We start from the raw sequence: 21,792 nt of genomic DNA on the forward strand, positions 1-21,792 counted from the left end.
CTCCCTACACCGCAGCCAGCGCGATGACGCGATCGGCTGCGTCCATCACCTCGGGGTCATGGGTGGCGATCACCGTAATGCAACCCGATTCGGCGGTGACCCGCTTGATGAGCTCGGTGATCTGGCCAGCCTGACTGCGGTCGACGGCGGCCGTCGGCTCGTCGACCAAGAGGAGCCGTGGGCGGTGGACGATGGCGCGGGCAATCGCCACTCGCTGCCGCTGACCGCCGGACAAACTCTCCGGTCGGGCCTTGAGATGCCCGGACAGGCCGACCTCGTCGAGCAGTTCCACCGCACGCGCACGCGCCTTCGACGGACGCTCGCCAGCAATGGTCGCCATCGCGAGCACCTGGTCCAGAACTGTCAGGCCGGGAAGCAAGTTACCCGACTGGAAGACGTAACCAATCTGGGTGCGGCGCAATCGGTCACGCTCGCGGACGGACTGCGAGGTCACGTCGGTGCCGTCGAGCATCACGGTGCCCTCGGTTGGCTGACGCAACACGCCGCACACGCCCAACAAGGTCGACTTACCCGACCCGGACGGACCGACAATCGTCGTGACGACACTCGGCTCAAATGACTCGTTGAACTTATCGAGGATTACTAGGCGTTCCTCGCCGGAACGGTATTCGACGTTGATATTGCGAAGGTCGAGGCTCATCGGGAAGCTCCCAGCATGGTCAAAGGATCGGCGGTCACGACCCAGCGGAGGGTGACGGCAGAACCGACCAGCGAGGCCGCGATCACCGCGAAGGTCGTCGTTGCGAGGGACGAGAACGGAAGGTCAAACGGGACGGCATCGCCAAACAGCAGGCCGAGGCCGTACGCGACGGCCGATCCGAGGATGGTCGCCAGGCCCACCACGATCGCCGCCTGGGCGAGGGTGGTGCCGATCAACGACCACCGCGAGACCCCGAGGGCCCGCTGCAAGGCGTACACGCCCTGTCGCTGCAGCACCCAGACCGCGAAAAACGCGGCGACAATCAGCGGAGCAATCACATAGAGGAACGCCAGGATGGAGTTCATTGTCAGCCGCTCGCCCGAGTACCCGGGCGCGGCCTCAAGCATGGCCTCTTCGGAACTGAGTGTCGTATTGCCGAGCTGTGCGGGCGCATCGCCACCCAGAACGACGATGGCGGCGGCCGTGCCGCGCTGGCGGTCGTTCAAGTCGGTGGTGCCGTAACGAATGGTTCGCCAAGTGTCGAGCGAGGTGTACGCGGCAGGCACGTGGCCGTACGAGATCGTGTCGACGGTCCCAACCACACGCAGCACGATGTCGGTGTTGTCGACGGTGATCTGGTCACCGATGGCGACGCCGTCGTCGAGCAGCTTTGCGGAAACGATGACCTCATTCGGGCCGGTCGTGAGTTTCTCGCCGGTCTTGTTGCCGGGATTGAGCGGGCTGTTCGGATCGATCCCGATGACGGCCATATCGAGCGCGGTGTTCCGGTTCGCCTCACCGTGTGTCAGCGAGATGCCGATGGGGGTGGAGTCGACGTCGGGCAGCGCGGCCCACGCCTGCACGTCCGATTCGGCAATGGTGCTGCGATTGAAGTCGGTCGCGCCGTCGGCGAAGGCCACCGACTTGGCGTTCATTGCCCGCAGGGCGGACACCGTGTCGTTGCCGAGGCCAATGGTGAAGCCGGAGACCATGCCGACCAGAGCGGCGACTAGCGCAACCACCAGGCCTATCATCGCGAACCGCCCCCAGGCGGCTCGCAGTTCGCGCATTGCGATGAACAATTTCCACACCCATCTTTGAGACACCCTGTCGCGAAGAACGGTACAGGACGGCGACGGGGTGTCTCAAAATTGTTTAGCCCGCGTCGACGATAGCCTCGGTCGCACGGCACATAAACTCGATGACCTGGTCGGATGACTGGTCGGGCCCCACTTTATTGAGACTCGCGCCGACCAACGATTCAATCGCCGACACGATCAACTCGGGTTGGCGGGAATCGAGTTGGCCGACGGCATCGTGCAAGACGGCCGAGATCTGCTGATGCAGTTCCACAATGCGGTCCCGGGCCGACTCGGAGATTTTCGCTCCGCTCAGAGAACTCTGCAGGGTGTGCTCGCCACTGGCGGCTAGTTCCAGATTGCTCCGCACATACGCCACGACCGCCGCGCGGGCATCGGGCGCGGCCTCAACATCGGCGGCCACGCGCTGTGCCCACTCGGTGAATCCACGAGCGACGACCATATCGACTAGATCGTCGACGGAGGACACGTATCGATAAATGCTGTTGCGGGCGATTCCTGCTTCGGCAGCGACGGAAGCCGCAGTCAGTTTCCGGTCGCCGTCGCTGAGGAGGATGGCCTTGGTGCCGTTGACCAGGGCGGCGAGCACGGCCTCGCGATGTTCGACCACTGAGGCTGCACTGATTTTGGGCACAATCACCGCCTTCCGCTGTTCCGCTGGCGCCGATGGAATGCTACCTGTCGTAACCGACGGTTACGGATAACTTGCGACTCGCCTAGAATTGATACTCATGAGTACGCCGAACTTCACGCCCACTGCCGACCTCGTCGATGAGATCGGTTCCGATGTTCGCAGTTGCGATGCCCAGTTCACCCAGTACGGCGGCAATCGCGAATTTGTCGGTACCGTCACGACCGTCCGCTGCTTCGAAGACAATGCGCTGCTGAAGTCGATTCTCTCCGAATCGAATCCCGGTGGAGTGCTGGTGATTGACGGCGGCGGCTCGGTGCACACCGCGCTTGTCGGCGACATCATCGCCGAACTCGGACGCTCCAACGGCTGGGTCGGCATTATCGCCAACGGTGCCATCCGCGACTCCAAGATGATCGGCGAAATGGCGATCGGCGTCAAAGCCTTCGGCACCAACCCCCGCAAGTCCACCAAGACCGGTGCGGGCGAGCGCGACGTGCCGATCGAACTCGGCGGCGTCACCTTCAATCCCGGCGATCTCGCCTACTCCGACGACGACGGCATTGTCCTCGTCGCGCCTTCTGCCTAGATCTTCTTCCTCCGCTCAACCCTTTAGGAGAACCCATGCCGAAGCCTTCACCGTCTTACTTCAAGCGTCTCGGCGCTTTGGTCGCCATCGACGACGCGGCATCGCGTCCGACCCGTCCAATCCTGGAGTCGTACAGCGGCGCGGAAATGGCGACCATCCCGGTCGGGACCGCGGAAGATCTCGAACTTGCCGTCGCGCGGGCCCGCGCCGCTCAGGGCGCCTGGGGTGATCGACCCGTCGCCGAGCGCGCCAAGGTTCTCAACACGTTCGCTGAGTTGGTCCACATCAATGCCGACTCCCTCATGGATATCGCGCAGGCCGAGACCGGCAAGGCCCGCATCTACGCGCAAGAAGAAGTGCTCGACGTTGCGATGACCGCCCGGTTCTACGCACAGAACGGTCCCAAGATGCTCGCCGACCGCAAGGTCCCCGGCATGCTTCCCGGAGCGACTGACGTACGTGTCACCTACCAGCCCAAGGGCGTTGTTGGCGTTATCAGCCCGTGGAACTACCCGCTGACGCTTGCCGTTTCCGACGCTGTCGCCGCACTTCTCGCGGGCAACGGTGTGGTCATCAAACCCGACAGCAACACCCCGTACTGCGCGCTGGCGCTCGCCGAATTGCTCTACCAGGCTGGCCTGCCGCGCGAACTGTATGCCGTGGTTCCCGGTGCCGGATCGGTCGTTGGTCAGGCGATTGTCGCCACCACCGACTACGTCATGTTCACCGGGTCGTCGGCCACCGGTGCCACCCTCGCCAGCCAGGCGGGTGCACGCCTCATCGGCTTCTCCGCTGAACTCGGCGGCAAAAACCCGATGATCATCACCCGCAACGCCGACATCGACAAGGCTGTCGCCGGTGCCGCCCGCGCTTGCTACTCGAACTCGGGGCAATTGTGCATCTCAATCGAACGCATCTACGTTGATCGCGCGATCTCCGACGAGTTCACCGCCAAGTTCGCGCAGCACGTCAAGGACATGACGCTCGCCGCCACCTACGACTTCTCCGCCGACATGGGCTCGCTCGTCTCGGCTCAGCAGGTCGAGGCGATCGACGCCCACGTCACCGACGCCGTAGCCAAGGGTGCCAAGGTGCTCGCCGGTGGTCGTCGTCGGGCGGACCTTGGGCCCTTCTTCTATGAACCGACCGTCCTTGCCGACGTCACCGACCAGATGGAATGCTTCGGCGACGAGACCTTCGGTCCGCTGGTGTCGCTCTACCCGGTCGACTCCACCGACGAAGCCATCAAGCTCGCCAACGACACCGACTACGGTCTCAACGCCAGCATCTTTGCCGGTAGCGACGCTGAAGCGCAGAAGATCGCGGACCAGATCAATGCCGGCACCGTCAACATCAATGAGGGCTACGCCGCCGCATGGGGCTCCACTGCCGCACCGATGGGCGGCATGGGCATCTCCGGCATGGGCCGTCGCCACGGTGAAGAGGGCCTGTTGAAGTACTGCGAGTCGAAGACCATCGCGACCCAGCGTTTCATCGGCCTCGACGGTATCCGCGGCATCCCGCAGAGCGTCTACCTCAAGGTGACGCCAGCGCTCATCAAGTCCCTGAAGTTCCTGCCGGGACGGTAGTCCGGCGCCGACAGAAGTTGTTGCTTTGGTGGCCGTTAAGCGGCCAATGCTGACCGGTCCGGGGCCAACCCGGCGGCGGTGACGCCGGTGGCGAGCAAGTTGTCGGGCAGGTCTCCCGCAGCAAGCAGGGATGCGCCCGCACGGGCCAACGCCGGAGCCATCTGGATCCCGTACCCGCCCTGGCCAGCGAACCAGAACAAGCCATCGACGGTCGGATCGGGGCCGACGGCAGGGCTGCGGTCAACAGTGAACGACCGCAGCCCCGCCCACGATGCCGAAACACTCCGCACCGCAAGGAGAGTCGCCTCATGGAGGCGTTCAATAGCGCGCGCAATCTCCAAGTCGTCCGGCTTCGCATCCGACGGCATAGTCAACGTCTCATCCGCCGGGGAACACAGAAAACCGGCACCATCCGGCTTGAAATAAAAATCCTCACTCGCCGACATTGTCATGGTGCGGTTCACCGCGGTCATCGTGCGGTTCACCGCGGCCGTCGGCAAATCACGCGGTGCCGGAACCATAAAGGCGGTCCGCCGCAGGGGTGCAATCCCAATCGGGGCGGCACCGAACGTTGTCGCGACCTCGTCGCACCACGCGCCCGCAGCGTTCACCACGGTGCAGGCGCGGTGTTCGTTGCCAGCAGCGTCCGTCAGCACCCACAACGACCCTTCGCGTCGTGCAGCGACAACGCCCGCCGACCGCTTCACCACCCCGCCGCGCTGTCGCAGTCCACGCAGATATCCCTGATGAAGACCGTGAACGTCCAGCTCCAGTGACCCGTAGTCGACCATCGCGAGTGCGGTGTAGCCCGGCCGCAACATCGGATTGAGCGCCTCCGCGCTGGCACCGTCGACCAGTTCGATCGTCGACGCCGCCGGTCCGTGCACCGTCCGATATTGCTCCCGCAAACCGGGAACCTCGGAGTCGTTCGCGACGATCAGCAGCGGCAGGTCGGCAATCAGTGGGCCGTCCACAAAGTCGGGCGGCGAAAGGAAGAAATCGCGGCTCGCGCGAGTGATCGCGCGGACCGTCGAATTGCCGTAACTCTCCAAAAAGGTGGCGGCAGACCGACCAGTCGTGTGGTAGGCCAGCGTCGACTCCCGTTCAACTATCGCCACGCTGCGATGTTCGGCCAGCTCATAGGCGATGGAAACCCCGGCGATTCCACCGCCAATCACGATGACGTCGAAACTACTGTTCACCTGGACTCCCCTCGACCCGGTCATGGTTCACGGTGATGCGACGAAGTGCTCCTAAATCCCAGGCTAGCCCGGCTCGTTCTGACCGGCGAGGCGGTCGATCAGCGGCAACATCCGATAGGGGATAGCCTCGTGCATCACGACCGAGACCGTGGTGCGCTCCACGCCGGGCACGGCCAGGATGTAGCCGGCGATTCGATAGAGGTCGTCGGCGTCGGCGGCGGCGACGAGCAATTGCAGATCGGCAATACCAGAAATGCCGACAGCCTCCAGGACTTCGGGAATCCCATCGAGTTGATCGACGACTTCCTCAAGGCGATGCTGATCGACGACCACCGCAATGTAGGCGCGCAGCGGGAAGCCCAGGTCGCGGGGTCGCACCCGGCGATCGAACGGGGCCAGCAGCCCCTCGGTTTCCCACCTGCCCAGCCGTGCCTGGACGGTATTGCGGGCCATGGCAACGAGCCCGGCGAGTTGTACGCCGGAAGCTCGCGGGAACTCACAGAGGGCTCGGAGGATGCGCGCGTCGGTCCGATCGATGGTGGCCATACAGCACAGTATGGCCCGTCCAGCGTGGCAAATATTGGGCACTTTGATCAATCTAAGAAAGCGTCCTTGTGCAAGCTGCGGTGAATTGAGACGCTTGCCACAGGTATTCGAGGCAGTCCGAGTGCGATCCACGCGGATGTTCTCATCAGGAGGCTGATATGTCTGACCTAGACGACACCGTCCAACTCATCACGATCGCTGGCGAACGCCACATCCATCCCGACTTCTCCACCTACGTCGAAGATATCGGCACCGGTGAACTGCGCAAACTGTACGAGGACATGGTGGTTGTGCGGCGCATCGACGCCGAAGCGACCGCCCTGCAACGGCAGGGCCAACTCGGTCTGTGGGCCCCGCTGCTCGGGCAAGAAGCCGCGCAGATCGGTTCGGCCCGCGCGCTCGAAGCCGACGACTTCGTGTTTCCCAGCTACCGCGAACACGGCGTCGCCTACTGCCGTGGCGTGGAACTGAAAGAACTGATGCCGTTCTGGCGGGGGACGTCGCTGTCCGGCTGGGATCCTTACCGCTACAACATGGCGACGCCCGCCATCATCATCGGCGCGCAAACGCTGCACGCTGCGGGATACGGAATGGGCATCAATCTTGATGCCGCCAACGAACCCGACGCTGCGAACACTGCCGTGATCACTTACTTCGGTGACGGCGCCACCAGCCAGGGCGACGTCGCCGAGGCGATGGGTTTCGCCGCTAGCTTCGCCGCGCCCGTCGTCTTCTTCTGCCAGAACAACCAGTGGGCCATCTCCGAGCCGGTCGGAGTGCAGACCAAGGTGCCGATCGCGCGCCGCGGCCACGGCTACGGGATGCCGACCGTCCGGGTCGACGGCAACGACGTCCTCGCCGTCCTCGCCGTCACCCGCGCGGCACTCGAACTCGCGCGTGAAGGCGGTGGCCCCACGTTGATTGAGGCCGTCACGTACCGCCGTGGACCGCACACCACGTCCGACGATCCCACCCGCTATCGCACCGCTGACGACGATGCCGAGTGGATCCGCCGCGACCCCATTGAGCGGATTCGATTGTTCCTGGAAGCGGCCGGGTCCTTGTCGGAGGCCGACATCGCGGCGATCTCCGAGCACGCCGACCAAGCGGCCGCTGAGCTGCGGCGCGGCTGCCTGGCCTTGGCCGATCCGCCAGCCCTGTCGATGTTCGACAACGTGTACTCCGCCCCGCATCCGCTAGTCGACGCCGAACGACGCGACTACGAGGCCTACCTGCAGACTTTGGAGGCGTGATGACTGCCCCGGCCACGGCCGGACCCGTCCAGATGCCACTGGGGAAAGCCATCACGGCGGGCCTGCGACAAGCCCTCACCGACGACCCCAAAGTGGTACTGATGGGCGAGGACATCGGCAAACTCGGCGGCGTCTTCCGTATCACCGACGGGCTGCAAGCCGAGTTCGGCACCAACCGCGTCATCGACACCCCGCTCGCTGAGTCGGGAATCATTGGCTCGGCGGTGGGCCTCGCATTCCGCGGCTATCGACCCGTCTGTGAGATCCAGTTCGATGGCTTCATCTACCCGGCTTTCGACCAGATCGTCGCCCAGGTGGCCAAGCTTCACTATCGGACGGCAGGCCATGTGTCGATGCCGATCACCATCCGCGTTCCGTACGGCGGCGGGATCGGGGCCGTCGAGCATCACTCCGAATCGCCCGAAGGCTACTTCGCGGCGACCGCCGGATTACGGGTGGTGACCTGCAGTAATGCGGCCGATGCGCACACGATGATTCAGCAGGCGATCGCCTCCGACGATCCCGTCCTGTTTTTTGAACCGAAGCGCCGCTACTGGGAGAAGGGCGACGTCGATCTGGCGGCGAAGGCTGCCGACGGATTCCCGCTCCACAAGGCGCGCGTGGTTCGGCCAGGGACAGATCTGACGCTGGTGGTCTACGGCCCGCTCGTGACGACCGGCTTGCAGGCGGCGACCGTCGCCGAAGAGGAAGGCAGGTCCATTGAGGTGATCGACCTGCGATCGATTTCGCCGCTCGACACCGACACCGTGGCCGAGTCGGTTCGCAAGACCGGACGCTTGGTCATCGCACATGAGGCACCTGTCTTTATGGGGGTAGGCGCCGAACTCGCGTCGCGCATCATGACCGAGTGCTTCTACTCGCTGGAAGCCCCCGTCGAACGGGTTGGTGGCTTCGCGATGCCGTACCCGCCGGCCAAGTTGGAGAAGCATTTTCTACCCGACGTCGATCGCATCCTCGACGCCGTCGACCGCTCGCTAGACGCCTGAGGAGGCGGCATGTCTGTCATCTCCACGTTCAATCTGCCGGATCTCGGGGAGGGTCTCACCGATGCCGACCTGGTGCGATGGGAGGTCGCCGTCGGCGACACCATTGAACTCAACCAGGTGATAGCCGAAGTTGAAACGGCCAAGGCCGCAGTCGAATTGCCGTCCCCGTATGCGGGCACCGTCGTGAAACTGCATGCCGAACCGGGTGACACCGTCGAAGTTGGAAGCCCGTTTATCGACGTTGAGATGGAGGGGGAGGCCGCGGCCGTCGAGCCGGTATCGGAACCTGAACCTGCCGCTGAGCGCACTCCGGTCCTCGTTGGGTATGGGGTGGCGCAGGAGGAGGGGAGTCGGCGGAAGAAGCGATCCGCGTTGGCGTCGCCGCCGGTGCGCAAGCTCGCCCGTGAGGCAGGGGTGGATCTCGCGGCGGTGGTCGCGACTGGCTCGTCGGGGCAGGTGACGCGTGACGATCTCGATGCGCATCTGGGCCGCGTTGAAGAACCGACTGCTCCCGCTGAGCTCGATAATGGCGCCGAGGAACGCACGCCGATTCGCGGGGTCCGCAAGCACACGGCCGAGGCGATGGTGCAGAGTGCGTTTACCGCGCCGCATGTCACCGAGTTTGTCGACGTCGACGTGACCCCGATGATGGATCTGCTCGACAAACTCGCTTCGCATCCACGCTTTGCCGGGGTCCGTCTGACGCCGTTGACGATGGTCGCGAAAGCGCTCCTCGTCGCGCTGAGGACAAATGAGTCGCTGAATTCCACGTGGGATGAGCAAGCCCAGGAAATCGTCACCAAGCATTACGTGAACTTGGGGATTGCCGCCGCGACCCCGCGCGGACTTATGGTCCCGAACATTAAGGATGCCGATCGACTGAGCTTGCGGCAGTTGGCGAGCGCGCTGTCGGAGTTGACGGCGGTCGCGAAGGAAGGCACCACGCCGCCGTCGGATTTGGTTGGCGGCACCATCACGATCACCAACATTGGCGTCTTCGGGATCGATTCGGGTACCCCGATCCTCAACCCCGGAGAGGCAGCGATCCTGTGCTTCGGTGCCGTTCGACGCCGCCCGTGGGAATGGGAAGGCGAGATTGCTTTGCGTCAGGTCACAACACTGAGCCTGTCGTTCGACCACCGCCTCGTCGATGGCGAAGAGGGCTCCCGCTTCCTCGCCACCGTCGCCGACGTGCTGTCGGACCCGCTGTCGTTGATCGCGTTGAGCTAGCCGGGTTAATGCTGAAGGTGCTTACAGGTGCCGGGCGACGAAGTTCGCGGCCTGGTCGGTCATGCCGTTGACCGGGTACAGCAGGTGGAGGCCGTTGGGGCCGCCGAGGGGAGCGCCGTTGCAGATGGTGTCACCAGCGATGCAGTAACGGACTGTCCGGTTGCGGTACACCGACTGCGGCTCGATCGGTGGGGCGCCGGCATCGCGGATAAAGCGGGCCGACGGCGTGCCGAACTGAACGACAGCCGCAATGTGCGACGCCAGCTCGGCTGGCAGCGGTGCGGGCACGTAACGGTCGTACTGCTTGTACTTCGCGGGGATCTTGAACTCCGAACTGATCGTGTAACCGATCAGGGCGGCGCCCTGCGAGTAGCCGCCGAGGACGATCTTGGTGTCCGGGCACGCGGCCGCGATTGCCTTGATGCGGCGCTGTGCGGTCCTCATGCCTTCCACAAACGACTCGGCAAACTTCAGCTTCTCGCTGAAGTCAGCACTCGCCGCGTAGTTCACCGCTTCGACGCGGACCGACTTGCCCGGCAGGCGCTTCTCCAGCGAATTACCGAAGGCGATTCCGGTGACGCCGAGCGGCGGGGCGGTCTCGGCGGTGCCACGCGCAAACAGGACGTGTACGTCGGCGCACTTCCCCGGTGCAGCGCCCGCGGGGGTGCCTCCCGTCGTCGAACTGCCGGCGATGAGGCCCGCAACAGCAACGAAGAGGCACGACAGGACAACCAGAATGCGACGCATCATCCGGTCAGCCTACATCTGACGTGTTGACGTGGAGGCGCGCCAGGAGATCGTTGTCGATGGCAGTCAGTTCGTTGTCGATGGCACGTTGCGCATTGCGACGCTGCGCCGAAGGCATCGTGTCGGCGGCGTCGACGGCAACCTGCAAGTTGTCTAACCGGTCGGCCATTGCGGCGACGAAAGTCTGCCCCTCGGCCGACTTTTGCAGAGCCGCGACCTCGTCGGCGGTGGCTCGGCTCGAGGCAATGCGGGCGCGCAATGGTGCGCTCGGTCCACCGTATTGCGTGAGCAAGGACGCCGGAACGCCAGCGCGACGGGCCTGCAGGGCCGTCACCTGACCGCGCGCACCAATGGCGGCGCGGTACGCAATCGGCACCACGATCGGCGCGACCATGCGCGCCACCGTCAGGTACCGCTTCAGTTTGGCGGGGGTAAACATGGCGGCTGCCGCGTCGGCCTTCGCCTGCTCGGCAATCGTTTTGGCCTCGGCCTTGGCAACCTTTTGCTGAGCCTTGCCGCTGCTCTTGGCCGTTTTCCGTTCTTGCTTCTGCGACCGCTTGTGGAACTTGTGCTCGTCCTTGAGTTGCTGCTTCTTGACGGCGCGATCAGCGCTCGATTCGGCCTTGGCCTGCACTTTGGCGCGAGCATGAATCGCCTTGGCTTCAGCTTTGCGAACCTTTTTGTCGGCCTTGCGCGTAGCCCGCGTGGAACCCTTTGATGAGAGCAACCCCATGACGACCTTTCCGTCGGATAAATCGACTGCTTCGATCAGATGTCACAAGCTTTGCATAGTCTCAATGGGTAATGAACAACTCGGCCCCCAAGAGGAATCAACGGGTGGCGGGTGTAGCCGAGAAGTATGAGCGGAGGCCGATCACGTGAGATCTGCGATTTTGGGAGCGCGGAACCTCACCGGCTGTGAACACCGGTTGGCTCTCGACTTCACGGTCGAGCAAGAACGTGACGCCGCGGAGACGGCGGAGGCGAATCGTCGCATCGAAGCGGCGCAGGCACACCGCCGGGCCGTCATCGACCGCCTCCGCGGATTTCAGAGTGGCCGCGCCGGCGCGGCCGTCGTGATTGAAGCGCCAGACCATCGCGGACGAGTCGCCGCGACTCAAGAAGCGATGTCCGCCGGTGTGGAATGGATTTTGAACGCGACGCTGCCCACCGACTACGACCGCGGTCGTCGGGGTCACTCCGAGGTGCTCCTGCGCGTCGGCGACGGCTACCTGCCGATCATCGTCGTGAACCATCGCGTCACCACCACCGTCGCCCAACCGCGCGAAGGTGAAATTCCGACGCTGCAAACCAGCCCGATGTTCGGCTGGCATCCCGAACCGGACGCCACCAGGGCGTTTCGCAGTCAACGTCGCGACGTCATGCGGTTGGCGCACCTGGCGGCGATGCTCGACGACCTCGGCCAACTCAACGTGCCACGCGAGGAATGTGTGGGCGGTCTCATCGGCCTCGACGCCGACTGCATGGTGGTGGTGCCGTTGGGTGAGGGCACCGAAGACTACGACGAAAGTTTCGCCCGCCGCCTCGCTATCGCGAAGGGGCAAATTCCCACGCAGTCGCGCAAGGTCAGCGAATGTCGCAGCTGCCACTGGTGGCCGCGCTGCGAAGCCGAACTCATTGAGCGCCGCGACGTCTCACTCGTGGTCGGTGGTAACCAGGGGGCGGTCCTCCGAGATGCGGGGATCACGACCGTTGATCAACTCGCCAACTACCGGGGCCTGGCACCGGTCGATTGGACCGGTGCCATCGCGTTCAACGACACCATCGTCTCCGCCAAATGTTGGGTTCGTGACATTCCACTGGTTCGCCGCCTGGAGCGTCCGCGTGTGCAGCGCGCCGACATCGAGGTCGACGTCGACATGGAGAGCTATTCCGAGCGCGGTGCGTACATGTGGGGCACCCTCCTGACCGACAACACGGATGCGGCGCGACCGGTGGTTTACCGTCCCTTCGTGACCTGGGAACCTTTGCCGACCACCGACGAAGGTCGTTCGTTTGCGGAGTTCTGGTCGTGGCTGATGGACGAGCGCGCCGCGGCGCACGCTGCGGGCAAAACTTTCGCCGCCTACTGCTACTCGCAACACGCAGAGAACCGTTGGCTGCGTGGGAGCGCTGATCGATTCGCGGGGATGCCGGGCATTCCCTCACGTCAGACGATCGACACTTTCATCGCTTCGCGCGAGTGGGTCGACATCTTCGAGGCCGTCGGCTCTAACTTCATCTGCCCGAAGGGTAAGGGCCTCAAGCGGATTGCGCCGGTCGCCGGGTTCGGCTGGCGGGACAGCGAGGCAAGCGGCGAGGCATCGATGGAGTGGTACGCGGCGGCCGTCGCGCTCGACGGTGCCGCGCGGGACGAAACCCAGCGCGATCGTCTCCTCATGTACAACGAGGACGACGTGCAGGCCACCAAGGTGCTGCGCGAATGGATGGCGTCCGACGATGTGCTCGCACTGCCGTTTGCGCCCGACTTGCTGGCCGAAAACCTGCCCGGCTAGCCGACCTGGTGGACGTCCGGCGCACAAGCCTTGCGTGCGGCGAGTTCGCGCCGTCGACGGCGGTGCGTCGTGTTGATCCACACCACGCCTGCGGCCGTGATGAGGGCGGCGACCGGAACAGTGACCGCGACCAGCGTGGCGGACGCACCGGAGAGTCCCTCCACCAGTAGCCACACGGCGAATGCGAAGAACAAGCATGCGGCACCGATCGCAATTGTGCGTTCGGGGAGGTGCTTACCCAAGACACGGCCAACCACGATTGCCAGAGCATCGGCGGCCACCATGCCGATGGTGGAGCCAATCCACACACCGACCCAGTCGTGGTCGGTCGCGAGGGTAATGGTGGCGAGCATTGTCTTGTCGCCAAGCTCGGCGAGCATGAACGAACTCATCACCGCCAAGAACACCGACCTGCCGACTCGCGCGGCACGACCGGCTTCCTCGTCGTCGAGTTCGTCGCCGCGTAGCGTCCAGAGCCCAAAGACCAGCATCGACAAGCCGGCGAGCACCGACATTAAGTCCGTCGGAATCGACAAGCCCAAGAAATGCCCGAAGAACACCGAGATCGCGTGAACCAGGGTGGTCGCGGCCAAGATGGCGCTCAAGACCACCCACCAGCGGTACCGGAGGGCATAGGTCATCGCCATTAGCTGGGACTTATCGCCCAACTCAGCGACGAAAATGATGCCCATGCTGAGCATCAGTGCAGAGAACATTGCTCCACGCTAGGACGAGGCGCAAGCCACATGCAACACCTCCGAAGTTCGGAAAACTGCAGGTAGGTGGGCCAAATCAGGGGATTCGGGGACCCTCAACTATCTCGCGCGGGTGGCCGGTGAATCGGAGTGCGGAATGCCGACCGGGCACAATGGACAAGTGGTCAGCAAAGCAATCGACGCCCCGACGGTGCCGACAGGAAAACTGCGCGCCCGTGAAATCGCCGCAATCGCGATTCTCAGCGGTCTGACGGTGGTCCCGGCCGTCATCGTCACCGTGGTCCCGCTCGCGGCGGCGCTGGGCTTCATGACGCCGGTTCCCGTCGCCCTACTCGCCGCGAGAACCCGACTGCGCGCGGTCACCGCCGCGATCGTCACGACGGTCAGCGTCACCTTCGTCATCGCGGGCCTCGGTGCCGCGTTCGGCGTGCTGGCGTCGGTCGTCATGGGTGGCCTGGTTGGCGAAGTGCATCGCCGCGGCGGTCGTGGGGTCGCGATGTTCGTCATGTCGCTGATTGCCGCACCCATCCTCGCGGGCCTCTCGGTGGTCCTCATGTGGGTGCTGGTGCCGCTGCGGAAACTGGCGTTGGAGATCCTCGACAACGTCCTGACCGGCATTGCGAAGACGGCCCGCGCGGTGAAGCTCGACGCGGTCGGCGACGCGATGGACGCGCTCGCGCGCAATGTGGTCGAAAACTGGTGGCTGTGGATGTGGATTCCCGGCATCGTCGGCTCGTTGATCGCGTTGTGGATAGCCGCGTGGCTGCTGAGCAAGGTGCTCGACCGCCTCGACGAAGTTCCCCTCGAAGACACTCTCGAAGTAGCGGGCATTGTCGATGGTGATCTGCCCGTCGCTCCGCTTCCACTGCGGATGGCTGGTGTTGGCTACACCTATCCGGGGATCGACCGGCAGGTGCTGTTCGGCATCGACCTGACACTGTCGTCGGGCGAGTTTGTCGCGATCGTTGGTGCTAACGGATCCGGCAAGTCGACGTTGTCGAAGCTTCTCTCTGGCGTGGAACCGACCATCGGCATCGTCGACCGTCCCGGTGCCCCAGGTCTCGGCAAGCAAGGCGGTACGGCGCTGGTCCTGCAGCGTCCGGAAGCGCAGATGCTTGGTGCGCGCGTCGCCGACGACCTCGTGTGGGGCCTCCCCGTCGGTACCGAAGTAGACGTAGACGGGCTCCTCGAGGAGGTTGGACTCGCGGGCCTCGGCGACCGCGAAACCACCGACCTGTCCGGCGGACAGCAGCAACGACTGGCCGTGGCCGCCGCACTGGCGCGCGACCCACAACTGCTGATCGCCGACGAAGTGACCTCGATGGTCGACCCAGTGGGGCGCGCCGAACTCATCAGCATTCTGGCCGAACTCCCGCGCCGTCGGGCCATCACCGTGGTGCTCATTACGCATCGCGATTCGGAAGCACGTGCCGCCGACCGGGTGATTCACCTTGAGGCTGGGCGCGTGGTGGAACACCACCCAGAATGGATGCGCCCCGAAGCGGGCAGTGCACCGCTCCGGCAACTACACGACGAAGACGGTCGAGCATTGCTGGTGGTGCGCGACCTGCACCACGTGTACTTGGAAGGGTCGCCGTGGGAAGTCACCGGCCTCAAATCGGTGAACATGCAGGTCAACGAGGGTGATGGTTTGCTCATCGTCGGCGGCAACGGATCGGGCAAGTCGACGCTCGCCTGGATTCTTGCGGGCCTGACGAAACCCACCAGCGGCAGTGTCCTGCTGAAGGGCGAACCCACTTACGATCACGTCGGCGACGTGGGCCTCGGTTTCCAGCACGCACGACTCCAACTACAGAAGGCGACCGTCGCCGACGAGATCATGGCGGTCGGCGGCATCGAAGTCGGGACCACCGAGGTGGGCCGAGTGTTGGACCTGGTGGCATTGCCTCGCGAGATTGCGGCCCGCCGGGTCGACGCACTCTCCGGCGGTCAGATGCGACGCGTGGTCCTAGCCTCGTTGATTGCCTCCGACCCGGATCTGCTGGTCCTCGACGAACCGCTCGCCGGACTCGATCCGCAGGCCCGTGAAGAAGTGATCGGCGTACTTGCCGGACTACGCGAGCAGGGCGCGACCATCATCATCATTTCTCACGATCTCGAAGCTCTCGATCGGGTGTGTAACCGTCGACTGGAACTGGTCGACGGCGTGCTGGAAGGCGGCCTGTGATGCAGATTCCGATGCTTCGCGAGATTCCCGGTGACTCACCCGTGCACCGCCTGTGGGCTGGTAGCAAATTGCTCATCATCCTGGCGCTCGGCCTCATGACGTGGGTGTTGCCGTCGTGGCCGGGCCTGGGATTCGTCGCAATCTGCCTGATCATTTTTGTCGTGGTCGCAAAGATTCCGCTGGGGGCGCTGCCTCGTCCGCCGTGGTGGTTCTGGCTGCTGATGGCCGTGACGGTGGCGTGGTCGTGGGTGGCGCGAGGCAGCGACGGCGGCATCACCGCGTTACGCGGCGTGCTGCTGGGCTTGCTTGTGTTGGCGATGTCGGTGCTGGTGATTTGGACGACGCCGATGGCGGAATTGGCGCCTGCACTGGCGAGACTGATGGCGCCGCTGCGGATCCTCCGACTCCCGGTTGACGAATGGGCGGTCACCATTGCGCTGGCTCTGCGCGGCCTTCCGCTGCTGGTTGAAGAGATGCGTCTGCTGTGGGCAGCGCATCGGATGCGTCCCAAGTCGCGTGCCGATTCCGGGCATCCTTCGGCAGAGATGTCGATTCTCGACATTATTGTCGCGGCGATGTCGTCGGCCATGCGGCGCAGTTCGGAGATGGCCGAAGCCATTACCGCTCGCGGTGGCACCGGCCGTCTCGCGGCGTACCCGTCGCGGCCGGGCCGCATTGACGCAATCGTTTTGACGGTGTTCGCCATCGCGTGCGCGGGCGCCATCACCGTGAGTGTCATGTATCTGTAGGTCAGATTCCCGGGGGCAGGACTAGCGGTTCGCGCCCAACAGATCTTTAGCAATAACGATCAAGCGCGAGGCTGCCGCCGCGGGGAATACTCGTTGCATGGCTCCATCAGATCCACTTCGACGACTTCTCGACGCCGTCCTCGACGATGCCAACAACAGTGTTGGCGAGATGGCCGATGGGGCCTTCACCTCGCCGTTTCACTTTTCGCGACAGGTCCGTGCGGGTAGCCGGGAATCGCCAATGATGTTGCGCCGCAGGGTTCTCCTGGAACGTGCGGCGTGGCAGATCCAGCGTGGTACATCGGTCACTGATGCCGCCTTCGCAGCCGGGTACGACTCGGTCGAAGGTTTCAGTCGGGCCTTTTCTCGAGCGTATGGGCATTCGCCGTCTGCACTCCCCGCACCGGACAGAGCAGGCCACTGGCTGCCCGCGCCGAACGGCATCCATTTCCACTCGCCGACCGCGCTGTACGTCGACGGAACGGCCGACCAGCAGGTCGAGTCGGCCGGTGACGTGATGACCCTGATGTCGCGCCACGACCTGGCCGATATTGACGTCCTGCTGAGCGCGGTTGACGGAATGTCGTCTGCGGAGTTCGGGAAGACGCGATTGCCGAGAAGCCAACCGCGTGCCTGGGATGGCCCCGACGAGTCGATTGCCGACGTGATGTGGCATCTGGTCGTCAGTAAAGAGCCCTGGCTGGCGACAATTTCTGGCGAGCAGATGCCCGACCTCACACCGCAAGCCGATTCGCACGGACTGCGGGAGCGTCACGTCGCGACAGCGGCACGGTGGTTGGCAATGTTGCGTGACATCGAGCGCCGCGGCGCGTGGGCCCTTCTCTGCCCACCGTCGACTGCTGGCCCGCTGGATGCTGCAAGACGCCGGCGTCGACATCACTTCACCAGCCCTCGACCCCGATCCCATCATGTGGCATCGACGCCACACCGGAGGAGCCCCACAATGACCTCACCAGCACATACCCAATACGTCTACTACACGGCTTCGACGATGGACGGGTTCCTCGCCGATTCCAACGACTCCCTTGATTGGCTACTCACTCAACCGATCGATGAGTCAGGGCCGTTCCCGATCTCTGACCTCATGGCGAAGACCGGTGCCATTGTCATGGGAGCGACTACCTACCAGTGGGTGCTTGACCACACGCCCGGCGAACCGTGGCCGTATCCGGAGCAGCAGACCTTTGTCTTCTCCCACCGCAAATTCGAGAAGGTGCATCCGTCAATCACAGTGGTGTCAGGCCAACCCGCCGCCAACCGAGAGCTCCTGGAAAAAGCCGCGGGAGACCTCGGTGTGTGGGTTGTCGGTGGAGGCGGATTGGCCGCGGCTTTCGCCGCCGACGGGATGCTCGACGAGATGGTCGTCTCGTATGCGCCGGTTACCTTGGGTGCCGGACGCCCCCTCTTCGACGGTGCCTTCGACTTCGAACTCCTCGAAACCGCACAGAATAGGGCATTTCTGATTGGCCGGTATCGGGTAGTCCGAGCGCGAGGGTAGCCGTTAGCGGGGCACTAAAGGCTCCCCTAGCGGGGGCAGTTGACCTTGAAATTCCACTCGGTGCCGTCAATGTCGGTGGTGACACGGACCTCGATTTGAGTGGACTTGCCCTTGGGGACGGAAACCATCATCGAATCTTGGCCGATTCCCGTGAGCGGGTGGTTGTTCTTGTTCTCATTCTGCAATCCGCGCCACCCGGTAGAGGCGATGACTTTGCCCTGATACAGGATGTCGAACTTGTCGGGAACCTGATACGCGTTGTACTCGAAGAGGAACGACGACCCGGACTTGCCGAGTTCGAACGGGTAGTACGACGGTTGGACGTTATAGCCACCCGAGGCGACGCCGCCTGGGCATCGTTCCAACGGCGCGCGCTTGTTGTTGAGCGGTGCGGCACCGTCGTCGTCGTTGCTCTTGGGCTGTTGCTTCTGCTTGGGCTGTTGCTTCTGTGCTGTCGGCGGCTGCTGGTACTTGGGGTCCTTGGTGCCGTCAGCATTTGCGACGGCGGGTGCGAGGAGCATGCCCGCGGCACCTCCGGCGACTGCCAGTCCGATGGCTAAACGAGTGGGAAGAGATTTCATCAGTTCAACGTCTCCAATGGAAGTCGGGAATGTGACGTTGCTGATATTATTCTGCAATCTGCATAATCTTCTATCGCCCAAAGGGAGTAAATCCGTTGCAGGTGTCACCAGGTTAGGTGACACCTGGTGTGATGCCGGGGCTATATGGTTTCACATGAAACGACTGGGTGTATAAATATGCAGTTCTGCTGCCGGTTGGTGTCCGACTTCCGGGTAACCCGCGACAACGCAAACGGCGACCACCTCGAAGAGGTAGCCGCCGTCGCGTCGTACGGATCAGGCCTGGAAGATCAGGCCGTCAGGAAGATTAGGCCGGAACGATCAGGCCTGCACCCTGGGTGCGTGCGCGGTCGAAACGCTCGCCAGCGTCAGCCCAGTTCACGATGTTCCACCATGCCTTGACGTACTCGGGCTTCACGTTCTGGTAGTCGAGGTAGAAGGCGTGCTCCCACATGTCGAGCATGACGACGGGGATCAGGGCGGCGGAAGTGTTGCCGCTCTGGTCGGTCAGCTGCTCGATCACGAGGCGCTGGCCGATGGTGTCCCAGCCGAGGATGGCCCAGCCGCTGCCCTGCAACGTGGTAGCCGCGGCGGTGAAGTGAGCCTGGAACTTGTCGAAGCTGCCGAAGTCGTTGGCGATCGCGTCAGCGAGGTCGCCCACCGGCTTGTCGCCACCGTTGGGCGACAGGTTCTTCCAGAAGATGGAGTGGTTGGTGTGTCCACCGAGGTGGAACGACAGGTTCGCCGACAGTCCGAAGACCTTGCCTGCGATGGTGCCGTCTTCGCGTGCCTCAGCGAGCTTCTCCAACGCGGTGTTCGCGCCATTCACATACGCCTGATGGTGCTTGCTGTGGTGGAGCTCCATGATCTTGCCGGAGATGTGCGGCTCCAGAGCGCCATAGTCATAGTCCAGCTCGGGCAAAGTGTAGTCAGCCACGATGGTCCTCTCATGTCAAAGAAGTTGAAAGATCCGTACCCGGGTCCACTTTCTACATTTCCGTAGACCAGCGCCGTTTGCAACAATGGCGGACTTTACGATCACGACCGCCGCGGCAAACTTACGGAGCGACGTACTGTGGAAGCATGAGCCTCTTCGATCGGATTATTGCTGCTGCCGACGTCAAGCGGGTCATGGTCGAACCCGGCCACGCCCTGCCCGGCCGCGCTACGCCACTGCCGGTACGCGACGAGCACCGAGTTCTCGGTCATCCGCTGCGCGGAACTGCCGACAGTTCTGGCCAATACCGGCCAGCGGGAATCGGAGCCTTTGACGCTGGTCTGCGCGCAGTGATTCTGGCCGGCGGATGCTTCTGGGGGTTTGAAGAGATCTTCTGGCAGGAGCCCGGCGTCTACACGACTGCCGTCGGCTATGCGGGCGGCTACACGCCCAACCCCACGTATGAAGAAGTGTGCACCGCGCAGACCGGGCACACCGAAGCCGTCCTCGTGGTCTACGACCCGGAAGTACTGCCCTTCGACAAGCTTCTCGAAATCTTCTACACCGCCCACGATCCGACGCAAGAAATGCGCCAGGGCAACGACATTGGTACCCAGTACCGGTCGGCCGTCTTCACCTTCGACGAAGCCGAAGCTGACCGCGCGGCCGAACTCGCCCGCCGCTTTGAGCCAGTGCTCGCCGAGGCAGGCTACGGACCGGTAACCAGTGAGATCTCGCTCATGTCGGAGGCGGGCGACGGCACCTTCTATTACGCCGAGGACTACCACCAGCAGTACTTGTTCACGAACCCGAACGGGTACCGGTGCCACGCAACGACTGACCTGAAATTCCCAACGGAGTCCACCTCTCCAGCCGAGCAGTAGGCCGCCCACCGTGGTGGCACGCATCAGCATGCAGCAGTGGAACCGCACGCTCCTGCATCGCCAGTACTTGGACGAGCGCGCCGACGAGGACGCGATCGATGTGATCGATCGATGCGTCGGACTGCAGTCGCAGGATCCACAGGCAGCTTTCTACGCCCTCGCCTCCCGCATCGAAGGTTTCGACCCGGCCGAACTCGACGACCTGCTCGTCGAACGCGAAGTAGTACGACTACCGCTGCAACGCGGGACCGTCTTTCTGATGGATGGGCTGGATTCGAGGTGGATGCGCGAGGTACTGCAACCGGTACTCGACGCCGGAACGCGCAGTCACGTGCGTCGATTTGTGCGGGTGACCGCAAATGAGTTGGCTTCGGCGGCAACCGAATTGGTCAGTTCCGCGGAGGCACCGGTATCGGGTGCCGCACTCCGGCAGGGATTGCTCGATCGCTGGCCCAACGAACCCGGCGACGCGATGATGGCCGTGGTGAGAGGGTGTCTTCCATTGGTTCAGACACCGCCGCGCGGGCTGTGGCGGCAATCGGGGGCCCCCGCCTTTGCGATGCTCGACGAGTGGCTCGGCGTCAGCGCAGACCGGTCAGCGCCAAACCGTCCGGACGCCGATGCTGCCGATAGAGCCAGCGCCGACACCGAATCGGTCCGCGACCTGATCCGGATGTACCTGCGCGGCTTTGGGCCATCGACTGTCGCGGGCATTCAAGCATGGTCGGGGCTGCGTGGCCTGCGCCCGATTCTCGAGGCTATGGAAGTCGACTGGGAAGTCGAATCTTTTGTCGGGCCCAACGAGGAAAAACTGTACGATCTCGACGGCCTCGGGCTGTCGGAGCCCGAGGCGACAGTTCCGGTGAGGTTTATCGCGCCGTTCGACAACGTCGTCTTCTCGCAAGCGGACCGCATCCGCGTCGCCGACGCCGACGTCTACTCGAAGACGCTGACTCCGAATGGGAAGTCGCCCGGATTCATTCTGGTCGACGGGCGGCTGGCGGGCACGTGGCGGATAAGCGGAAAAGCCGACGGTGCCGGGGGCGGCATCGAACTCACTGAACTGGTCGACCTGCAACCGGCGCAGCGCCGCGAATGCGAACGTGAAGCCAACTTAATGGCAGCCTTCGGCGCGTAACTCTTCGGC

20 protein-coding genes and 2 pseudogenes are annotated in these 21,792 nt (G+C 63.7%); 12 read left to right on the forward strand and 10 right to left on the reverse strand.

Going from position 1 to position 21,792, the window contains the following annotated elements; all coding sequences use genetic code 11:
- Positions 1–4: 4 nt before the first annotated feature.
- The 3 genes from AC1L34_RS15015 to AC1L34_RS15025 form a co-directional block, all read right to left on the reverse strand.
- Complete coding sequence (locus AC1L34_RS15015) at positions 5–661, reverse strand: ABC transporter ATP-binding protein (protein ID WP_424321980.1); 657 nt, start codon at positions 659–661, stop codon at positions 5–7.
- Positions 658–1,731: an ABC transporter permease gene (locus AC1L34_RS15020; protein WP_424294800.1), complete on the reverse strand. Its 1,074-nt coding sequence runs from the start codon at positions 1,729–1,731 to the stop codon at positions 658–660. The genes AC1L34_RS15015 and AC1L34_RS15020 overlap by 4 nt, the downstream gene beginning before the upstream one ends.
- 85 nt (positions 1,732–1,816) lie before the next feature.
- Positions 1,817–2,395, reverse strand: a complete 579-nt coding sequence (locus tag AC1L34_RS15025; protein ID WP_424323293.1) for a TetR/AcrR family transcriptional regulator — start codon at positions 2,393–2,395, stop codon at positions 1,817–1,819.
- 97 nt (positions 2,396–2,492) lie between these two features.
- On the opposite strand from AC1L34_RS15025, the gene rraA reads away from it, so the two are divergent.
- Both rraA and AC1L34_RS15035 read left to right on the forward strand, forming a co-directional pair.
- Positions 2,493–2,981, forward strand: coding sequence for a ribonuclease E activity regulator RraA (gene rraA / locus AC1L34_RS15030; protein ID WP_424294796.1), 489 nt, complete (start codon positions 2,493–2,495; stop codon positions 2,979–2,981).
- Positions 2,982–3,016: 35 nt separating this feature from the next.
- On the forward strand, positions 3,017–4,570 hold the full coding sequence (locus AC1L34_RS15035; protein ID WP_424323294.1) for a succinic semialdehyde dehydrogenase: 1,554 nt from the start codon (positions 3,017–3,019) through the stop codon (positions 4,568–4,570).
- Positions 4,571–4,605: 35 nt separating this feature from the next.
- Here the strand turns inward: AC1L34_RS15035 and AC1L34_RS15040 are convergent, their stop codons facing one another.
- Both AC1L34_RS15040 and AC1L34_RS15045 read right to left on the reverse strand, forming a co-directional pair.
- A complete protein-coding gene (locus tag AC1L34_RS15040; protein ID WP_480034874.1) occupies positions 4,606–5,796 on the reverse strand; it encodes an NAD(P)/FAD-dependent oxidoreductase in 1,191 nt (396 codons plus the stop codon).
- A gap of 39 nt (positions 5,797–5,835) precedes the next feature.
- The gene (locus AC1L34_RS15045) at positions 5,836–6,318 is read right to left on the reverse strand and encodes an Lrp/AsnC family transcriptional regulator (protein WP_424296758.1); all 483 of its coding nucleotides are present in this window, start codon (positions 6,316–6,318) and stop codon (positions 5,836–5,838) included.
- A 158-nt stretch (positions 6,319–6,476) separates the two neighbouring features.
- Between AC1L34_RS15045 and pdhA the strand changes: the two genes are divergently transcribed.
- The 3 genes from pdhA to AC1L34_RS15060 are packed head-to-tail and all read left to right on the forward strand — an operon-like array spanning position 6,477 to position 9,808.
- Entirely contained in the window at positions 6,477–7,571 is a 1,095-nt protein-coding gene (gene pdhA / locus AC1L34_RS15050) for a pyruvate dehydrogenase (acetyl-transferring) E1 component subunit alpha (RefSeq protein ID WP_424296760.1), read from the forward strand.
- Complete coding sequence (locus tag AC1L34_RS15055) at positions 7,571–8,578, forward strand: alpha-ketoacid dehydrogenase subunit beta (RefSeq protein WP_424296761.1); 1,008 nt, start codon at positions 7,571–7,573, stop codon at positions 8,576–8,578. Before pdhA ends, AC1L34_RS15055 begins: the two co-directional genes overlap by 1 nt.
- A gap of 9 nt (positions 8,579–8,587) precedes the next feature.
- Positions 8,588–9,808, forward strand: coding sequence for a dihydrolipoamide acetyltransferase family protein (locus tag AC1L34_RS15060; RefSeq protein WP_424296763.1), 1,221 nt, complete (start codon positions 8,588–8,590; stop codon positions 9,806–9,808).
- 21 nt (positions 9,809–9,829) lie between these two features.
- Here AC1L34_RS15060 and AC1L34_RS15065 read toward each other — a convergent pair whose 3' ends face one another.
- Together AC1L34_RS15065 and AC1L34_RS15070 are read right to left on the reverse strand one after the other, a co-directional pair.
- The gene (locus tag AC1L34_RS15065; protein WP_424296765.1) at positions 9,830–10,558 is read right to left on the reverse strand and encodes a cutinase family protein; all 729 of its coding nucleotides are present in this window, start codon (positions 10,556–10,558) and stop codon (positions 9,830–9,832) included.
- Between the two features lie 4 nt (positions 10,559–10,562).
- Positions 10,563–11,288, reverse strand: coding sequence for a DUF6474 family protein (locus tag AC1L34_RS15070; protein ID WP_424296767.1), 726 nt, complete (start codon positions 11,286–11,288; stop codon positions 10,563–10,565).
- Positions 11,289–11,433: 145 nt separating this feature from the next.
- Between AC1L34_RS15070 and AC1L34_RS15075 the strand changes: the two genes are divergently transcribed.
- Positions 11,434–13,071, forward strand: a complete 1,638-nt coding sequence (locus AC1L34_RS15075; protein ID WP_424324787.1) for a TM0106 family RecB-like putative nuclease — start codon at positions 11,434–11,436, stop codon at positions 13,069–13,071.
- Here AC1L34_RS15075 and AC1L34_RS15080 read toward each other — a convergent pair.
- A complete protein-coding gene (locus tag AC1L34_RS15080; protein WP_424295506.1) occupies positions 13,068–13,787 on the reverse strand; it encodes a TMEM165/GDT1 family protein in 720 nt (239 codons plus the stop codon). The genes AC1L34_RS15075 and AC1L34_RS15080 overlap by 4 nt on opposite strands.
- A 160-nt stretch (positions 13,788–13,947) precedes the next feature.
- On the opposite strand from AC1L34_RS15080, the gene AC1L34_RS15085 reads away from it, so the two are divergent.
- From AC1L34_RS15085 to AC1L34_RS15100, 4 genes and pseudogenes are all read left to right on the forward strand, one after another.
- Positions 13,948–15,975 (forward strand): ABC transporter ATP-binding protein, encoded by a 2,028-nt coding sequence (locus AC1L34_RS15085; RefSeq protein WP_480034875.1) that lies wholly within the window; start codon positions 13,948–13,950, stop codon positions 15,973–15,975.
- Positions 15,975–16,724 (forward strand): energy-coupling factor transporter transmembrane component T family protein, encoded by a 750-nt coding sequence (locus AC1L34_RS15090; RefSeq protein WP_424321974.1) that lies wholly within the window; start codon positions 15,975–15,977, stop codon positions 16,722–16,724. The genes AC1L34_RS15085 and AC1L34_RS15090 overlap by 1 nt, the downstream gene beginning before the upstream one ends.
- A gap of 97 nt (positions 16,725–16,821) precedes the next feature.
- Positions 16,822–17,692, forward strand: a pseudogene (locus AC1L34_RS15095) (helix-turn-helix domain-containing protein).
- A 92-nt stretch (positions 17,693–17,784) separates the two neighbouring features.
- Positions 17,785–18,243: pseudogene (locus AC1L34_RS15100) on the forward strand (dihydrofolate reductase family protein); the annotation flags it as partial.
- A 26-nt stretch (positions 18,244–18,269) separates the two neighbouring features.
- On the opposite strand, the gene AC1L34_RS15105 reads toward AC1L34_RS15100, so the two are convergent.
- Positions 18,270–18,824 carry a hypothetical protein gene (locus AC1L34_RS15105; protein WP_424294471.1) on the reverse strand — a complete coding sequence of 185 codons (555 nt, stop codon included), beginning with the start codon at positions 18,822–18,824 and terminating at the stop codon, positions 18,270–18,272.
- A 307-nt stretch (positions 18,825–19,131) separates the two neighbouring features.
- Entirely contained in the window at positions 19,132–19,761 is a 630-nt protein-coding gene (locus tag AC1L34_RS15110; protein WP_424294472.1) for a superoxide dismutase, read from the reverse strand.
- A gap of 146 nt (positions 19,762–19,907) precedes the next feature.
- Between AC1L34_RS15110 and msrA the strand changes: the two genes are divergently transcribed.
- Both msrA and AC1L34_RS15120 read left to right on the forward strand, forming a co-directional pair.
- Entirely contained in the window at positions 19,908–20,645 is a 738-nt protein-coding gene (gene msrA / locus AC1L34_RS15115) for a peptide-methionine (S)-S-oxide reductase MsrA (RefSeq protein ID WP_480034876.1), read from the forward strand.
- Positions 20,646–20,658: 13 nt separating this feature from the next.
- A complete protein-coding gene (locus tag AC1L34_RS15120; protein WP_480034877.1) occupies positions 20,659–21,783 on the forward strand; it encodes a winged helix DNA-binding domain-containing protein in 1,125 nt (374 codons plus the stop codon).
- Positions 21,784–21,792 lie beyond the last annotated feature (9 nt).

Source organism: Gordonia sp. 34D (genome assembly GCF_056682775.1).

Bases quoted from the DNA above. Each gene is read 5' to 3' on its own strand.
- AC1L34_RS15015 (WP_424321980.1), bottom strand. From the start codon at position 661: ATGAGCCTCGACCTTCGCAATATCAACGTCGAATACCGTTCCGGCGAG.
- AC1L34_RS15020 (WP_424294800.1), bottom strand. From the start codon at position 1,731: ATGCGCGAACTGCGAGCCGCCTGGGGGCGGTTCGCGATGATAGGCCTG.
- rraA (WP_424294796.1), top strand. From the start codon at position 2,493: ATGAGTACGCCGAACTTCACGCCCACTGCCGACCTCGTCGATGAGATC.
- AC1L34_RS15035 (WP_424323294.1), top strand. From the start codon at position 3,017: ATGCCGAAGCCTTCACCGTCTTACTTCAAGCGTCTCGGCGCTTTGGTC.
- AC1L34_RS15040 (WP_480034874.1), bottom strand. From the start codon at position 5,796: ATGACCGGGTCGAGGGGAGTCCAGGTGAACAGTAGTTTCGACGTCATC.
- AC1L34_RS15045 (WP_424296758.1), bottom strand. From the start codon at position 6,318: ATGGCCACCATCGATCGGACCGACGCGCGCATCCTCCGAGCCCTCTGT.
- pdhA (WP_424296760.1), top strand. From the start codon at position 6,477: ATGTCTGACCTAGACGACACCGTCCAACTCATCACGATCGCTGGCGAA.
- AC1L34_RS15055 (WP_424296761.1), top strand. From the start codon at position 7,571: ATGACTGCCCCGGCCACGGCCGGACCCGTCCAGATGCCACTGGGGAAA.
- AC1L34_RS15060 (WP_424296763.1), top strand. From the start codon at position 8,588: ATGTCTGTCATCTCCACGTTCAATCTGCCGGATCTCGGGGAGGGTCTC.
- AC1L34_RS15065 (WP_424296765.1), bottom strand. From the start codon at position 10,558: ATGATGCGTCGCATTCTGGTTGTCCTGTCGTGCCTCTTCGTTGCTGTT.
- AC1L34_RS15070 (WP_424296767.1), bottom strand. From the start codon at position 11,288: ATGGGGTTGCTCTCATCAAAGGGTTCCACGCGGGCTACGCGCAAGGCC.
- AC1L34_RS15080 (WP_424295506.1), bottom strand. From the start codon at position 13,787: ATGTTCTCTGCACTGATGCTCAGCATGGGCATCATTTTCGTCGCTGAG.
- AC1L34_RS15090 (WP_424321974.1), top strand. From the start codon at position 15,975: ATGCAGATTCCGATGCTTCGCGAGATTCCCGGTGACTCACCCGTGCAC.
- AC1L34_RS15105 (WP_424294471.1), bottom strand. From the start codon at position 18,824: ATGAAATCTCTTCCCACTCGTTTAGCCATCGGACTGGCAGTCGCCGGA.
- msrA (WP_480034876.1), top strand. From the start codon at position 19,908: ATGAGCCTCTTCGATCGGATTATTGCTGCTGCCGACGTCAAGCGGGTC.